Source organism: Streptomyces sp. NPDC002676, assembly GCF_053592455.1.
Genome location: NZ_JBSFVT010000022.1, coordinates 14,765 through 28,594 on the forward strand (window position 1 = coordinate 14,765; position 13,830 = coordinate 28,594).

Below are 13,830 nucleotides of genomic sequence, written 5' to 3' on the forward strand. Positions count from 1 at the left end.
GGGGTCCTTCACAGGAAATAGAGACGGTTGAGGGAGACCGAGTCGGCGGGTTCCGAGCTGAGCGGGTCGCCGTCGAGGGTGACCAGGCCGGTGCGCTGGTCGACGTCGACCTGTCCCGTACGGGAGTTGAGCCGCAGGTCGGCGGGGCCGATGCCCCGGGTGCCGCGCACCGCGACCCTCCGGCGCCGGGTCGGCATCCTGTCGTTGCCCTGGTCGACGGCGGCCCGGGCGACGAACGCGACCGAGATGTCGGCGGCCGTGGCACCGTACGCGCCGAACTGCGGGCCCAGCACGAGGGGTTCGCAGGTGTCGGTGGCCGCGTTGGGGTCGCCGACCACGCCGTACGCCGGGAAGCCGGACTTGAGGACCAGCTGCGGCTTGGCGCCGAAGTACTCGGGGCGCCACAGCACGATGTCGGCGAGCTTGCCGGCCTCGATCGAGCCGACCTCGTGGACAAGACCGTGCGCGATGGCCGGGTTGATGGTCAGCTTGGCCATGTAGCGCAGGACGCGAGCGTTGTCGTCGCCCTCACTGTCGCCGCCCTCCCCGTCATGGGGAAGCAGGGGCCCCAGCTCGGCCTTCATCTTGCCGGCCATGGCGAAGGTACGGCGGACCGTCTCGCCCGCGCGGCCCATGCCCTGGGCATCGGAGGAGGTGATGCCGATCGCGCCCAGGTCGTGCAGCACGTCCTCGGCGCCCATCGTGCCGGCGCGGATGCGGTCGCGGGCCATCGCCGCGTCGCCGGGCAGGTCGGTCTTCAGGTCGTGGACGGAGACGATCATGCCGTAGTGCTCGGCGACCGCGTCCCGGCCGAAGGGCAGGGTGGGGTTGGTGGAGGAGCCGATGACGTTCGGGACGCCCGCCATCTTCAGCACGTTGGGCACGTGACCGCCGCCGCAGCCCTCGATGTGGAAGGCGTGGATGGTGCGGCCTTCGAGCACACGCAGGGTGTCCTCGACCGACAGGCACTCGTTCAGCCCGTCGCTGTGCAGGGCGACCTGGACGTCGTGCTCCTCGGCGACCCGGAGGGCGGTGTCGAGGGCGCGGGTGTGGGCGCCCATGTCCTCGTGCACCTTGAAGCCGCTCGCGCCGCCCTCGGCCAGCGCCTCGACCAGGGGGGCGCTGTGCGAGGACGAACCCCGGCCCAGGAAGCCGATGTTGACCGGCCAGGCGTCGAAGGCGTTGAACGCGTGCCTGAGCGCCCAGGGCGAGTTGACGCCGACGCCCCACACCGGGCCGAACTCCTGCCCGATGACGGTGGTCACGCCGGAGGCGAGGGAGGCCTCCATGATGCGCGGCGACAGCAGGTGCACATGGGTGTCCACGGCACCGGCGGTGGCGATCAGGCCCTCGCCGGACACGATCGACGTACCCGTGCCGACGACGACGTCGACGCCGTCGAGGGTGTCCGGGTTGCCGGCCCGCCCGACGGCGCAGATGCGGCCTTCCCGGATGCCGATGGACACCTTGCGGATGCCCTGCACCGCGTCGATCACCACGACGTTGCTGATCACGACGTCACAGGTCTCGCGGACGGCGGCGGCCTTCAGGTGCAGTCCGTCGCGGGCGGTCTTGCCGAAGCCCGCGAGGAACTCGTCGCCGTAGCGCTGGGAGTCGGACTCGACCCGGATGGTCAGGCCCGAGTCGCCGAGGCGGATGCGGTCACCGGCGCGGGGGCCGTGGGTGGCGGCGTAGGCATGCGGGTCGACGTGGATCGCCCGGCTCACCTCGCGTCCCTTCGAGCGGCTCATCGCTCCCCGCCCCCTTCCGGCGTGGCTCCGGTGACTCCGAGATACCCGCAGGCGGCGGCCCGGTGCAGGGCCTCCTCCTTGGCGCCGGGGGCGTCCAGCGGCCCGTCGACCAGCCCGGCGAAGCCGATCGCGATCCGCTCACCGCCGATCGGCACGAGCCCGACCCTCTCGCTGTCCCCCGGCCCGAAGCGGACCGAGGATCCGGCGGGTACGGCGAGCCGCATGCCGTAGGCCAGCGCGCGGTCGAAGTCGAGGCGCGGGTTGGCCTCGAAGAAGTGGAAGTGGGAGGTGACGGAGACCGGGACGGTCGCGGTGTTGGTGACCGTGACCCGGACGACCGGCTCGGGGTCGGAGTGCTCGGGGCCCGGCAGCAGTGCGCCCGGGGCCCGGTCGCCGAGGCTGTCGCCGATGGGGTCGGAGACCACCGCGAGCCGCGAGCCGTCGTCGAAGACCGCCTCGACCATGACCTCGGTGACGACGTCGGCGACGCCCGGCAGCACGTCCTCGGGGCCCAGCACCGAGCGGGCCGCCTCGATGGCCTCGGCGAGCCGCCTGCCGTCCCGCGCCGCCTCGCAGACGGTGTCGGCGATCAGCGCGGTCGCCTCCGGCACGTTCAGCCTGAGGCCGCGCGCCCGGCGGGCCCGGGCCAGCTCGGCGGCTCCGAAGAGCAGCAGCCGGTCACGTTCCGTGGGGGTCAGTCTCACGACGCGGCACCTCCTTGCCTTCCATAAGTTAGAGCATCACTCTAAACGGGTGCTTGACGGAACGGAAGCATTGACATCCACTATCGGGTCACAGACATTGAACGTCGCTCTAAACCTCTGGCGGCAGTCGAAGGAGACCCAGCCATGCCGATAGAACAGCGCGGAGTCGACACCATCCCGGACGAGGAGCGCACCAGCGGCCCGCGGGACCTGGTGTCGATCCTCCTCGGCTCCAACCTCTGTCTCGGAGTGATCATCTTCGGCTGGCTGCCGGTGTCGTTCGGGCTCGGCTGGTGGGCCTCCGTGAGCGCGATCGTCGCGGGCACGGTGGCCGGCACGCTGTTCACCGCGCCCCTCGCCCTGGTCTCCCTGCGCACCGCGACCAACCTGTCCACCTCCTCCGGCGCCCAGTTCGGGGTGCGGGGCCGGCTGGTCGGCTCGGTCGTCGGCCTGCTCCTCGCCCTCGGCTACACCGCGCTGACCGTGTGGATCGGCGGTGACGTGATGCTGGGCGTGCTCGGCCGGCTGTTCGGGCTGCACGCGGACGGGGTGGCGTACGCCGTGGTCTACGCGCTGCTCGCCGCGGCGACCGTGGCGGGCGCGGTCTACGGCTACCGGGTGCTGCTCGCCATGTCCCGGGTGCTGGCGATCGGCATGACCGCGCTGCTGATCCTCGGGATCTTCGCCTACGCCCCGCACTTCACCACGGCGGCGCTGCCGGACGCGGGCGGTTGTCTGCTGGGCTCCTTCTGGCCGACCTGGTTCCTCGCGGCCGTCGCCGCGGGCCTGTCCGGCCCCATCGCCTTCATCACCCTGCTCGGCGACTACACCCGGTACATCTCGCCCTCGCGCCACTCCAGCCGCACGGTCCTGCGCGCCACCTGGCTGGGCCTGATCCTCGGACTGCTGGTGCCGCAGCTCTTCGGCACGTTCACGGCGTACGCGGCCCGGGCGGCAGGCGACTACGCGGGCCCGCTGGTCTCGGCCTCCCCGGCCTGGTACCTGGTGCCGCTGCTGCTGTCCGCCTCGGCGGGCTCCGTCGGCAACGCGGGTCTGATGCTGTACTCCATGGGCCTCGACCTGGACGCGATCCTGCCGCGCGCCTCCCGCGCCCGCGCCACCTGCACGGTCGCCGTCGTCGCCACGGTCTGCGTCTTCGTCGGCCACTACGCCTGGGACGCGCAGTCCGCGATGACGTCCTTCGTGCTGCTGCTCACCGCCATCGGCACCCCGTGGGCGGTCATCACCCTCATCGGCTTCGCCCGCTGCCGCGGGGTGTACGACGCCGACGCCCTCCAGGTCTTCAACCGCCGTTCGCGGGGCGGGATCTACTGGTACCGGGCGGGCTGGAACGTGCGGGCGACCGTGTCCTGGGCGCTGGGCGCCGGCGTCGGCCTGCTCGCGGTGTCCCTGCCGTCGTACCAGGGCCCGCTGCTGGAGCTGACCGGCGGGGTGGACTGCAGCTTCCTGCTGTCGGGGGCGGTCGGGGGGCTGGTGTACCTGCTGCTGACGTCCCGCCCGGAACACAAGGGGGCCACCGCGGACATCGAAGAGTCCACGGCGGCCCTGAGCACGTCCGCAAAGAGCTGAGCGGTAGCGCCCCAAAGGGGCGCGGGGCTGTGCCTGATATGCGGCTACCGCCGCGTGGGCGCGACCAGCCACGACGACGCGGCAGACGAAAGACGGCCGATCGCAGCAGTTCCCGCCGGGCTATCAGCCGATGCGGTGCATCCAGCCGTGCTTGTCCTCGGCCTTGCCGCGCTGGATGTCGAGGAGGGCCTGGCGGAGGCGGAGAGTCACCTCACCCGGCTCTCCGCCGCTCTGCTTCCACTCGGCAGAGGCACGCTTCACCGTGCCGACCGGGGTGATCACGGCGGCGGTGCCGCAGGCGAAGACCTCGGTGAGGGTGCCGTTCTCGGAGTCGCGCTGCCACTGGTCGATGGAGACGCGGCCCTCCTCGGAGGTGTAGCCGAGGTCGCGGGCGACGGCCAGCAGGGAGTCACGGGTGACGCCCTCCAGGATGGAGCCGGTCAGCGACGGCGTGATGATCTTGTCGCCGTACACGAAGTACAGGTTCATGCCGCCGAGTTCCTCGACCCACTTGTGCTCCACGGCGTCCAGGTAGCAGACCTGGTCGCAGCCCTGGGCGGCGGCCTCGGCCTGGGCGAGCAGGGAGGCCGCGTAGTTGCCGCCCGTCTTCGCGTCGCCCATGCCGCCCGGGACGGCGCGGACGCGGTCCTCGGACGCCCAGATCTTCACCGGCTTCACGCCGCCCGGGAAGTACGCGCCGGCCGGGGAGGCGATCACGATGAAGAGGTACTCGTTGGCGGGCTTGACGCCGAGGCCGACCTCGGTGGCGATCATGAACGGGCGCAGGTAGAGGGACTCCTCGCCGCCGTGCGCGGGCACCCAGTCCCGGTCCTGCTGGATCAGGGCGTCACAGGCCTCGATGAACGTCTCGACGGGCAGCTCCGGCATGGCGAGACGCTTGGCGGAGCGCTGGAAGCGCAGGGCGTTCTGGTCGGGGCGGAAGGTGGCGACCGAGCCGTCGGGCTGGCGGTAGGCCTTCAGGCCCTCGAAGATCTCCTGCGCGTAGTGCAGGACGGTGGTGGCCGGGTCGAGGGGGATCGGCGCGTACGGGACGAGCTGACCGTCGTGCCACCCGCGGCCCTCGGTCCACTTGATCGTCACCATGTGGTCGGTGAAGTGGCGGCCGAAACCGGGGCTGGCCAGGATCGCCTCGCGCTCCGCGGCGGCCAGCGGGTGGGCAGAGGGCTTGAGCTCGATCGTGGGCGTCGTCATGGGTGCTTGTCCTCACCGGTTGTAGTGACGGGCCGCGCAATCGCCCCAACCGGCCATTTTCAGCCAGTGTTAGGACGTCCGAGCTTTCCCTCATGCCGCGGCTCCGCGTCCGATTATCGCGCGGAGGGGGCGGCCGACGGAATCCGGGGGGCGGCCCAGGGATCGATGGTGGCACCCGGCGCAGACATGCGGAAGCCGCCGGGCGCAGTGGTGGCCCGGCGGCTTCGGATGGTGCCGTGCAGCCGGGTCAGCCGGCTACTCGGGCGGCGAGCGCGTCGCCGATCTCGGAGGTGCTGCGCGCCGGCAGGGCGCCGCGCTCGGTGAGATCGGTGGCGACCGCCGCCTCGATGCGGTCCGCCTCGGCGCCGTAACCGAGGTGGCGCAGGAGCAGGGCGACGGACAGGACCGTGGCGGTGGGGTCGGCCTTGCCCTGCCCGGCGATGTCCGGGGCCGAGCCGTGGACCGGCTCGAACATGGACGGGAACGCGCCGCTGGGGTTGATGTTGCCGGACGCGGCGACGCCGATGCCGCCGGAGACGGCCGCGGCGAGGTCGGTGATGATGTCGCCGAAGAGGTTGTCGGTGACGATCACGTCGAACCGCTCGGGCTGGGTCACCAGGTAGATGGTGGCCGCGTCCACGTGCATGTACTCGGTGGTGACCTCGGGGTACTCCGCGGCCACCTTGTTGAAGACGTTCGTCCACAGGTGACCGGCGAAGGTCAGCACGTTGTTCTTGTGGATCAGGGCGAGCTTCTTGCGCGGGCGGGCCTGGGCGCGGGCGAAGGCGTCGCGGACCACGCGCTCGACACCGTAGGCCGTGTTCACGGAGACCTCGGTGGCGACCTCGTGCTCGGTGCCCTTGCGGATGGTGCCGCCGTTGCCGGTGTAGGGGCCCTCGGTGCCCTCGCGGACGACGACGAAGTCGATCTGCGGCTCGCCCGCGAGCGGGGTGGCGACACCCGGGAGCAGCTTCGACGGACGCAGGTTGACGTGGTGGTCGAAGGCGAAGCGGAGCTTGAGCAGGAAGCCGCGCTCCAGGACACCGGACGGCACCGACGGGTCGCCGATCGCGCCGAGCAGGATCGCGTCGTGCTGCTTGAGGTGCTCCAGGTCGGCGTCGGTGAGGGTCTCACCGGTGGCGTGGTAGCGCTTGGCGCCGAAGTCGTACTCCTGGGTCTCCAGCTTCACATCCTGCGGCAGGACGGCGGAGAGGACCTTGAGACCCTCGGCCACGACCTCCTGGCCGATGCCGTCACCGGGGATCACTGCGAGATTGATGCTGCGAGACATGCGGGAACCGTACTCCTCGTCCCATGCCATGACACGGCCTGTCCACGATACGGACACCCCATCGAGGGACGACGTCCCCCTGTCGGGCGCCGTTCACCCGTGCGGCGCGGCGGCTCAGTGGCCGGTCTCACCGCCGTTGTCCCGGCGGTCGAGGGCGCGCTGGAGGGCGGCGGCGGCGTTCTTGCGGTCGGACTCGCTCGTGCGGGACACGTGGCGGACGCGGCGGCGGGCGGTCGTCTCGGGCATGAGGGATCAACTCCTTCGATGGCGCACACAGGAGTGCGGATGAGGGGTTCGCGAGACGCCGGAAGTCGCGGTGGGAGCGGCTGGCCACAGGGGTTACCTGCACAGGGCCCGGCTCACGACCGCCATTCGCTTGATCGAGCGGGACGTTCGGCTTCTCCCAAAGTAAAGGAGCGGCCCGCCGCTGTCTGCACGATTACTCGGACTTCCTACTATCTGAGACAGTGCACTGGCTCACACGGCCCTGAGCTGCGGCTTCGTGCGTATGAGTGAGTCTCGAACGGGTGATTCAGCAACGTGTGCGCGCAGGACGCGGATCAGCGCGCGTACGGCGTCCGTGCCGGCCAGCTCCGGGGTCGTGACGTAGCGGACCGAGCGATACGGCCGGTCGGGGCCCAGATCGGTGATCTCCACCGCGGGCGGGGCCTGGGTGAGGGAGAGCGCGGGCATGATCGCCATGCCGAGCCCGCTGCCCACCATCGACAGCACCGCGCCGTCGTCCTCGGCGGTGACGGTGGCGGCCGGAATCCACTCCTGGGCGGCCCACCACGCGCGCGTGTAGGAGCCGCAGTTCTCCATCCAGTCGACCAGCGGCAGACCGCGCGGGTCGGGATGCCCGGCCGGATGCACCAGGGAGTACGGCTCCTCCAGCAGCGCCCCGCCGACCAGCCCCGGCGGGAGCGCCGCGTCGCCGCCGAAGGTGGCGATCCCGAGGTCGGCCCGCCCCGCCTCGACCTCGCCCGCGGTGCCGGGCCCCAGCTCCCGCACGACGGTGACGGCGACCTCGATGCCGGGGTGCAGCGCGGCCAGCCGCTCCAGGGCCGGCGGCAGCAGGTGCAGGGCGGCGCTGCGGAAGGCGGCGACGCGCAGCGGCCCGGTGAGCTCGCCGGTGCCCGCGCTCCGCGCGTCGGCGGACAGGGCGGTCAGCATGCGCAGCACGCGCCGCGCATGGGCCGCCGCCCGCTCCCCCGCCGGAGTCGGCCGGGCCCCGAACCGCCCGCGCTCGAACAGCACCACCCCCAGCTTGCGTTCGAGGCCGCGCACGGCGTGGGAGACGGCGGACTGGGTGGCGCCCAGCTTCGCGGCGGCGGTGGAGAAGCCGCCCTCGTCGGCCACGGCGACGAGGATCCGCAACTCCTGCGGGGCGAGATCGACTGCTGTCACTGAGGGGCTCCCACCTGCGTCTATGAGGCCGTTTCATGGATCGGCGCGTTCCATGAGCCCAACCCTCTGCTCACCCCCGGCATTCCTGCCTACGGTCCTTTCCCATGACCGAGATCGCACTCACCGTGCAGCAGACCGCCCGCCCCGACGGCTTCCCCACCGCCGCCCACTTCCGCTTCGCCGAGTCCCCGGTCCCCGAACCGGCCCCGGGCACGGCCCTGGTGGAGAACCTCTACTGGTCCGTGGACCCCTACCACCGCGAAATGATGGACGGCGACTTCGAGTTGAATGCCCCGCTGGAGGGCCGCACGCTGGGCCGGGTGATCGCCTCGCGCACCCCTGAGCTGCCCGAGGGCGAGGTCGTCTTCCACCGCCAGGGCTGGCGCACGCACGCGGTGGTCAGCCCCGAGGAGGTCAGACGGCTCCCCCACTACGAGGGTGTCCCGCTGTCGGCGTACCTGAGCGTGCTCGGCGGCACGGGCCTGACGGCCTACGTCGGCCTCACCCGGATCGCCCGACTGCGCGAGGGCGAGGACCTGTTCGTCTCCGGAGCGGCCGGCGGGGTCGGTACGGCGACCGGCCGCTTCGCCCGCCTCCTGGGCGCGGGCCGCCTGATCGGCAGCGCGGGATCGCCGGAGAAGGTGAAGTACCTGACGGAGCAGGTGGGTTACGACACCGCCTTCGACTACCACGCGGCCCCGGCCGCCGACCTCCTCACCGAGGCCGCCCCCACCGGCATCGACGTCTTCGTCGACAACGTCGGCGGCGACCAACTCGGCGCGGCCATCGGCGCGTTGCGCGAGCGTGGCCGGGTGGTGCGGATCGGCACGATCAGCCAGTACAACACCCCGGACGCCCCGCCGGTCGTCTTCAACCACTCAGACGTGGTGGAGAAGAGCCTGCGCATCGAGGGCTTCCTTGTCAGCGACTACCGGGACGCACAGGAGGAGTTGTACGACTTCGCCGTACCGCACCTGCGCAGCGGGGCGCTCGCGCTGGACGAGACCGTGGTGGACGGCTTCGACCGGATCGTGGAGGCGTTCCTGCTGATGCTGCGCGGCGGCAACACGGGCAAGATCCTGGTACGGAAGGCCTCCTGACGACTGCCGGGCCTGCGGTTGCAGGGCGGGGGACGTTGTAGGAGCGTGTTCAGTGGAACGGAAGGGGCTGCCGGTGTTGCCGTGAAAGCAGGGGACGCGAAAGCAGGGGGCGGACACCTGGCCCGTACGGCAGACGCGCCGACCATCCTGCGCCCACCCCGAGCGGCAGCTCGCCTAGCGGCGCCCGCATGCGGCCCCATCGAACACCGCACCTCAGTTTGCAGGTGAAGCCATGCCCATGCACTCAGCGCGCATCTCTCGAAGGTCCCGCACCCTCGCGGCCGTCGCCGTGGCCGCCACCGGAGGCCTGCTGTTCGCCGGCCCACTCCCGTCCGCGCAAGCCGTGGACGTGGGGACGGTGACCTACTCCGGCAACGTAAGCTGCGAAGGGCGGTACCCGGCCCCCAACCTGTCCGTGCCCACCAAGGTGACCCTGAGCGGTGGCCAGGGCAGCATCTCGGACGGCGTGGACAACAACGGTGCGCGCACGGCGCCTTATGGTCCCGTCGACGTCAAGGTGCCACTGGACGCGAACTTCCAGCTCCGCGTCGTCGTGACCTGCAAGGTCCCCGGCCACCAGGTCAACAAGTTCAACAGGTCGATCACGCAGAGCGGCCTGGACGACGAGCAGGAGATCACCCTCAACCTCCAGTGAGTTGGAAACGGGCCGGGAAGCCTGCTCGTGGGTCAGGCTTCCCGGCCCGTCGCTCGGGGTGCTGAGGATCAGCCCATGTGCGGGTACGTGTAGTCGGTCGGCGCGACCAGGGTCTCCTTGATGGCCCGGGTCAGGGTCCAGCGCAGGAGGTTCTGCGGGGCGCCGGCCTTGTCGTTGGTGCCGGAGGCGCGGCCACCGCCGAAGGGCTGCTGGCCGACGACGGCACCGGTCGACTTGTCGTTGATGTAGAAGTTGCCCGCCGCGTAGCGGAGCTTCTCCATCGTGTAGGCAGCCGCCGCACGGTCGTTGGAGATGACGGCGCCGGTCAGGGCGTAGTCGGAGACCGACTCCATCTGCTCCAGCATCTCGTCGTACTTGTCGTCCTCGTAGACGTAGACGCCGAGGACCGGGCCGAAGTACTCGGTGCGGAAGACCTCGTTCTCCGGGTCGGTGGAGACGATGACGGTCGGGCGGACGAAGTAGCCGACCGAGTCGTCGTAGCTGCCGCCCGCGACGATCGTGCAGGTCGGGTCCTCCTTGGCGCGGTCGATCGCGGCCTTGTTCTTGGCGAACGCGCGGTCGTCGATCACGGCGCCGATGAAGTTCGAGAGGTCGGTGACGTCACCCATGGTCAGGTAGTCGACCTCGGCCGCGAACTCCTCCTTGAAGCCCGAGTTCCAGATGGAGGCGGGGATGTAGGCGCGGGAGGTCGCGCTGCACTTCTGGCCCTGGTACTCGAAGGCACCGCGGGTCAGGGCGGTCTTCAGCACCGCGCGGTCGGCGCTCGGGTGCGCGACCAGGAAGTCCTTGCCGCCGGTCTCGCCGACCAGACGCGGGTAGGAGCGGTACTTCTCGATGTTGTTGCCGACCGTCTTCCACAGGTACTGGAAGGTCTTGGTCGAGCCGGTGAAGTGGATGCCCGCCAGGTCGCGGTGCTCGAGAGCGACCTTGGAGACCTCGATGCCGTCACCCGTGACGAGGTTGATGACACCCTTGGGGAGACCGGCCTCCTCCAGGAGCTGCATCAGCAGCACGGCGGCGTGGGTCTGGGTCGGGGACGGCTTCCACACGACCACGTTGCCCATCAGGGCCGGGGCGGTGGGCAGGTTGCCCGCGATGGCCGAGAAGTTGAACGGCGTGATCGCGTAGACGAAGCCCTCCAGCGGGCGGTGGTCCAGACGGTTCCACACGCCCGGCGAGTTCGCCGGGGGCTGCTCGGCCAGGATCTGGCGGGCGTAGTGGACGTTGAACCGCCAGAAGTCGACCAGCTCGCACGGGGTGTCGATCTCGGCCTGCTGGGCGGTCTTGGACTGGCCCAGCATGGTGGAGGCGGCGATGGTCTCGCGCCAGGGGCCGGCCAGCAGCTCGGCGGCGCGCAGGATGATCGCCGCGCGGTCGTCGAAGGACATCGCGCGCCAGGCCGGCGCGGCGGCCAGGGCCGCGTCGATGGCGTCCTGGGCGTCCTGCTGGGTGGCGTTGCGCAGGGTACCGATGACGGCCTTGTGGTTGTGCGGCTGGACCACCTGGATGGTCTCGCCGCCGCCCATCCGCCGCTCCCCGCCGATGGTCATCGGCAGGTCGATCGGGTTCTCGGCCAGCTCCTTCAGCTTGGCCTCCAGCCGGGCGCGCTCGGGCGAGCCGGGGGCGTAGCCGTGCACCGGCTCGTTGACGGGGGTGGGGACCTGGGTCACAGCGTCCATGAGATCCGTACTCCTTGTACTTGAGCGGGTGTTCGGGTTCAGCCCTTGCTGACCATCGAGCGGAGGAAGAAGCGCAGGTTCGCCGGCTTCTCCGCGAGACGGCGCATGAAGTAGCCGTACCAGTCGGTGCCGTACGCGGTATAGACGCGCATGCGGTGGCCCTCGGCGGCCAGGCGCAGGTGCTCGTCGCTGCGGATGCCGTAGAGCATCTGGAACTCGTACTCGTCCAGCTTGCGGCCGGCCTTGTGGGCCAGCTCCTGGGCGATGGCGATCAGGCGCGGGTCGTGGGACCCGATCATCGGGTACCCCTCGCCCTCCATCAGGATCCGCAGGATCCGGACGTACGCCTTGTCGATCTCGTGCTTCTGCTGGTACGCGACCTCGGCGGGCTCCTTGTACGCGCCCTTCACCACGCGGACGCGGCTGCCGCTCTCGGCGAGGCGGCGGGCGTCGGCCTCGGTGCGGAAGAGGTAGGCCTGGATCACGCAGCCGGTCTGCGGGTAGTCCTTCCGCAGCTCCTCGTGGATGGCGAACATCGAGTCGAGGGTGGTGTGGTCCTCGGCGTCCAGCGTCACGGTCGTACCGATGGCGGCGGCGGCCTCGACGACCGGGCGGACGTTCGCGAGGGCCAGCTCGTGGCCGCCCTCCAGGGCCTGTCCGAACATGGAGAGCTTGACGGACATCTCGACCCTCTCGCCCAGCTCAAGCTCCTTGAGGTGGTCGATCAGCGCCAGGTAGGCATCCCGGGCGGCGGTGGCCTGCTCGGGGCGGGTGATGTCCTCGCCGACGACGTCCATCGTCAGCTCCAGGCCCTTGGCCGTCAGCTCCTTGATGATCGGGACGATGTCGGCCACGGTCTCGCCGGGGATGAAGCGGTCGACGACCTGCTTGGTCACCGGGGCCGCCGAGATCAGGCGACGCATCCGGTCGCTGCGCGACGCGGCGAGAATCACGGGACCCAGCACGGGGCACCTCCACAGACAAGCACCGAAACGGCCGTCACCCGACGATTCGGGTACGGCACGGAGAACCACCGTGAAACCTAAGGATCTCTCCGATCGTCGGCCATCGACAGCTGTCACGCATCCGTGCCCTGGATCTCAGACATATGTATGAAGGCGCCGCGGAAGTGCGCAAGAATTGCTGAGTGACGGCCGATTTCAAGGGTGATTACCAAGAGCTGGTCGACGAGATCTCGGAGCTGCTGGGCGTGCCCGCGACCCTGGAGAACCGGGACTTCGAGCTGATCGCCTTCGGTGCGTACGACAGCGAGGGCGAGCTCGATCCCTCGGCGCTGGACCCGGTGCGCACCCGCTCGATCCTGACCCGGCGCTCCACGGCGGCGGTGCGCTCGTGGTTCGAGGGCTTCGGCATCACGCGCGCGACCGGACCGGTACGGATCCCGCCGTCTCCGGACGCGGGCGTGTACCGGGGCCGCATCTGTCTGCCGGTACGCCACCGCGGTGTCGTCCTCGGCTACGTCTGGCTGCTGGACGACGACCCCGGCCTCACGGACGCGCAGCTGGCCGCCGCCATGGAGGTGGCCGCCCGGATCGGCGCGCTGCTCGCCGACGAGGCGCAGGCGGGGGCCGGGCTGAGCCGGGAGCTGCGGGCGGTGCTCACCGCCGAGCGCGGCTGGCAGCAGGACATGGCGCTGGCCGAACTCCGTACGGCCCTGGGCGCCCGCGCGGACGGCCCCCATACGGTGATCTGCGTCGCCCCCTGGTTCTCGGCCGACCCGGACGAGGCCCCCTCCGTCCGGGCCGTCCCGCATGCCGCCGCGCTGTGCACGCTGCCGTGGGGCGTGACCGGGCAGAGCCTCGCGGTGCTGGTCCGGCTGCGCAGCACGGACGTGGCGGTCCCGGCGCTGACGGCTGCCGCCCGGCTGCTGAAGGAGGCGGAAGGGAGCCGTGGCGCGGGGGCGCGCGGCGCCGGGGCGCGTGCCGCCGCCGCTGCGGCCACGGGGTTCGCCGGGGCGGCGCAGGTCGCCGCGGCCACCGGGTTCGCCGCCGGTGTCGGCGAGCCGCGCACCGGTCTCGCCGAGCTGGGCACGGTCTGGCAGGAGGCCTCCGCCGCCGCGCGCGCCGCGCTGGCCGAGCCGCGGTTCGGGCCGGTCGCCGAGTGGTCGCGCATCGGGCCGTACCGGCTGCTGACGGCACTGCCCCCGCAGGCCGCCCACGACCCGGTGGTCGGCCCGCTCCTCTCCCCCGCCCAGCAGGAACTGGCCCGCACCGCCGAGATCTACCTCGACTGCGCGGGCCAGGCGGGCCGGGCGGCAGCCGCGCTGGGCATCCACCGGCAGACGCTGTACTACCGGCTGTCCCGGGTGGAGTCGCTGACCGGCCTCGACCTGGACGACGGCGAGGACCGGCTGCTGCTGCACATGGCGCTGAAGAGGGCGCGGCTGTAGGCACCCCGGC

Annotated in this window: 12 protein-coding genes; 4 read left to right on the top strand and 8 right to left on the bottom strand. The window is 71.2% G+C overall.

The genetic code is table 11. The annotated features are described in order from the left end of the window. Positions 1-8: 8 nt before the first annotated feature. Positions 9-1,751, bottom strand: a complete 1,743-nt coding sequence (locus tag ACWD3E_RS36360) for an urease subunit alpha (RefSeq protein ID WP_451391782.1) — start codon at positions 1,749-1,751, stop codon at positions 9-11. Next, positions 1,748-2,455 (bottom strand): urease subunit gamma, encoded by a 708-nt coding sequence (gene ureA, locus ACWD3E_RS36365; RefSeq protein WP_451391783.1) that lies wholly within the window; start codon positions 2,453-2,455, stop codon positions 1,748-1,750. The genes ACWD3E_RS36360 and ureA overlap by 4 nt, the downstream gene beginning before the upstream one ends. A 144-nt stretch (positions 2,456-2,599) precedes the next feature. Here ureA and ACWD3E_RS36370 point away from each other — a divergent pair, with 144 nt between their 5' ends. Continuing rightward, positions 2,600-4,045 carry a cytosine permease gene (locus ACWD3E_RS36370; RefSeq protein WP_451391784.1) on the top strand — a complete coding sequence of 482 codons (1,446 nt, stop codon included), beginning with the start codon at positions 2,600-2,602 and terminating at the stop codon, positions 4,043-4,045. Positions 4,046-4,168: 123 nt separating this feature from the next. Here ACWD3E_RS36370 and ACWD3E_RS36375 read toward each other — a convergent pair whose 3' ends face one another. The 4 genes from ACWD3E_RS36375 to ACWD3E_RS36390 all read right to left on the bottom strand — a co-directional run bounded on the left by ACWD3E_RS36375 (position 4,169) and on the right by ACWD3E_RS36390 (position 7,955). Beyond that, positions 4,169-5,257, bottom strand: a complete 1,089-nt coding sequence (locus ACWD3E_RS36375; RefSeq protein ID WP_451391785.1) for a branched-chain amino acid aminotransferase — start codon at positions 5,255-5,257, stop codon at positions 4,169-4,171. Between the two features lie 247 nt (positions 5,258-5,504). Then, positions 5,505-6,548 (bottom strand): 3-isopropylmalate dehydrogenase, encoded by a 1,044-nt coding sequence (locus tag ACWD3E_RS36380; protein ID WP_451391786.1) that lies wholly within the window; start codon positions 6,546-6,548, stop codon positions 5,505-5,507. A 114-nt stretch (positions 6,549-6,662) separates the two neighbouring features. After that, positions 6,663-6,794 (bottom strand): hypothetical protein, encoded by a 132-nt coding sequence (locus ACWD3E_RS36385; RefSeq protein ID WP_451391787.1) that lies wholly within the window; start codon positions 6,792-6,794, stop codon positions 6,663-6,665. Positions 6,795-7,025: 231 nt separating this feature from the next. After that, positions 7,026-7,955: a LysR family transcriptional regulator gene (locus tag ACWD3E_RS36390; RefSeq protein WP_451391788.1), complete on the bottom strand. Its 930-nt coding sequence runs from the start codon at positions 7,953-7,955 to the stop codon at positions 7,026-7,028. Between the two features lie 104 nt (positions 7,956-8,059). Between ACWD3E_RS36390 and ACWD3E_RS36395 the strand changes: the two genes are divergently transcribed. Together ACWD3E_RS36395 and ACWD3E_RS36400 are read left to right on the top strand one after the other, a co-directional pair. Next, positions 8,060-9,055, top strand: coding sequence for an NADP-dependent oxidoreductase (locus ACWD3E_RS36395; protein WP_451391789.1), 996 nt, complete (start codon positions 8,060-8,062; stop codon positions 9,053-9,055). A 232-nt stretch (positions 9,056-9,287) separates the two neighbouring features. Next, positions 9,288-9,710: a hypothetical protein gene (locus ACWD3E_RS36400; RefSeq protein ID WP_451391790.1), complete on the top strand. Its 423-nt coding sequence runs from the start codon at positions 9,288-9,290 to the stop codon at positions 9,708-9,710. A 68-nt stretch (positions 9,711-9,778) separates the two neighbouring features. Here ACWD3E_RS36400 and pruA read toward each other — a convergent pair whose 3' ends face one another. Beyond that, on the bottom strand, positions 9,779-11,410 hold the full coding sequence (gene pruA, locus ACWD3E_RS36405; protein ID WP_451391791.1) for an L-glutamate gamma-semialdehyde dehydrogenase: 1,632 nt from the start codon (positions 11,408-11,410) through the stop codon (positions 9,779-9,781). A 38-nt stretch (positions 11,411-11,448) separates the two neighbouring features. Then, positions 11,449-12,375, bottom strand: coding sequence for a proline dehydrogenase family protein (locus tag ACWD3E_RS36410; protein ID WP_451391792.1), 927 nt, complete (start codon positions 12,373-12,375; stop codon positions 11,449-11,451). 182 nt (positions 12,376-12,557) lie between these two features. Between ACWD3E_RS36410 and ACWD3E_RS36415 the strand changes: the two genes are divergently transcribed. Next, positions 12,558-13,820, top strand: coding sequence for a PucR family transcriptional regulator (locus ACWD3E_RS36415; protein ID WP_451391793.1), 1,263 nt, complete (start codon positions 12,558-12,560; stop codon positions 13,818-13,820). Positions 13,821-13,830: the final 10 nt, after the last annotated feature.

Coding starts and splice junctions, on each gene's coding strand:
- ACWD3E_RS36360 (WP_451391782.1), bottom strand. CDS start 1,751: ATGAGCCGCTCGAAGGGACGCGAGGTGAGCCGGGCGATCCACGTCGAC.
- ACWD3E_RS36370 (WP_451391784.1), top strand. CDS start 2,600: ATGCCGATAGAACAGCGCGGAGTCGACACCATCCCGGACGAGGAGCGC.
- ACWD3E_RS36375 (WP_451391785.1), bottom strand. CDS start 5,257: ATGACGACGCCCACGATCGAGCTCAAGCCCTCTGCCCACCCGCTGGCC.
- ACWD3E_RS36380 (WP_451391786.1), bottom strand. CDS start 6,548: ATGTCTCGCAGCATCAATCTCGCAGTGATCCCCGGTGACGGCATCGGC.
- ACWD3E_RS36385 (WP_451391787.1), bottom strand. CDS start 6,794: ATGCCCGAGACGACCGCCCGCCGCCGCGTCCGCCACGTGTCCCGCACG.
- ACWD3E_RS36395 (WP_451391789.1), top strand. CDS start 8,060: ATGACCGAGATCGCACTCACCGTGCAGCAGACCGCCCGCCCCGACGGC.
- ACWD3E_RS36400 (WP_451391790.1), top strand. CDS start 9,288: ATGCCCATGCACTCAGCGCGCATCTCTCGAAGGTCCCGCACCCTCGCG.
- pruA (WP_451391791.1), bottom strand. CDS start 11,410: ATGGACGCTGTGACCCAGGTCCCCACCCCCGTCAACGAGCCGGTGCAC.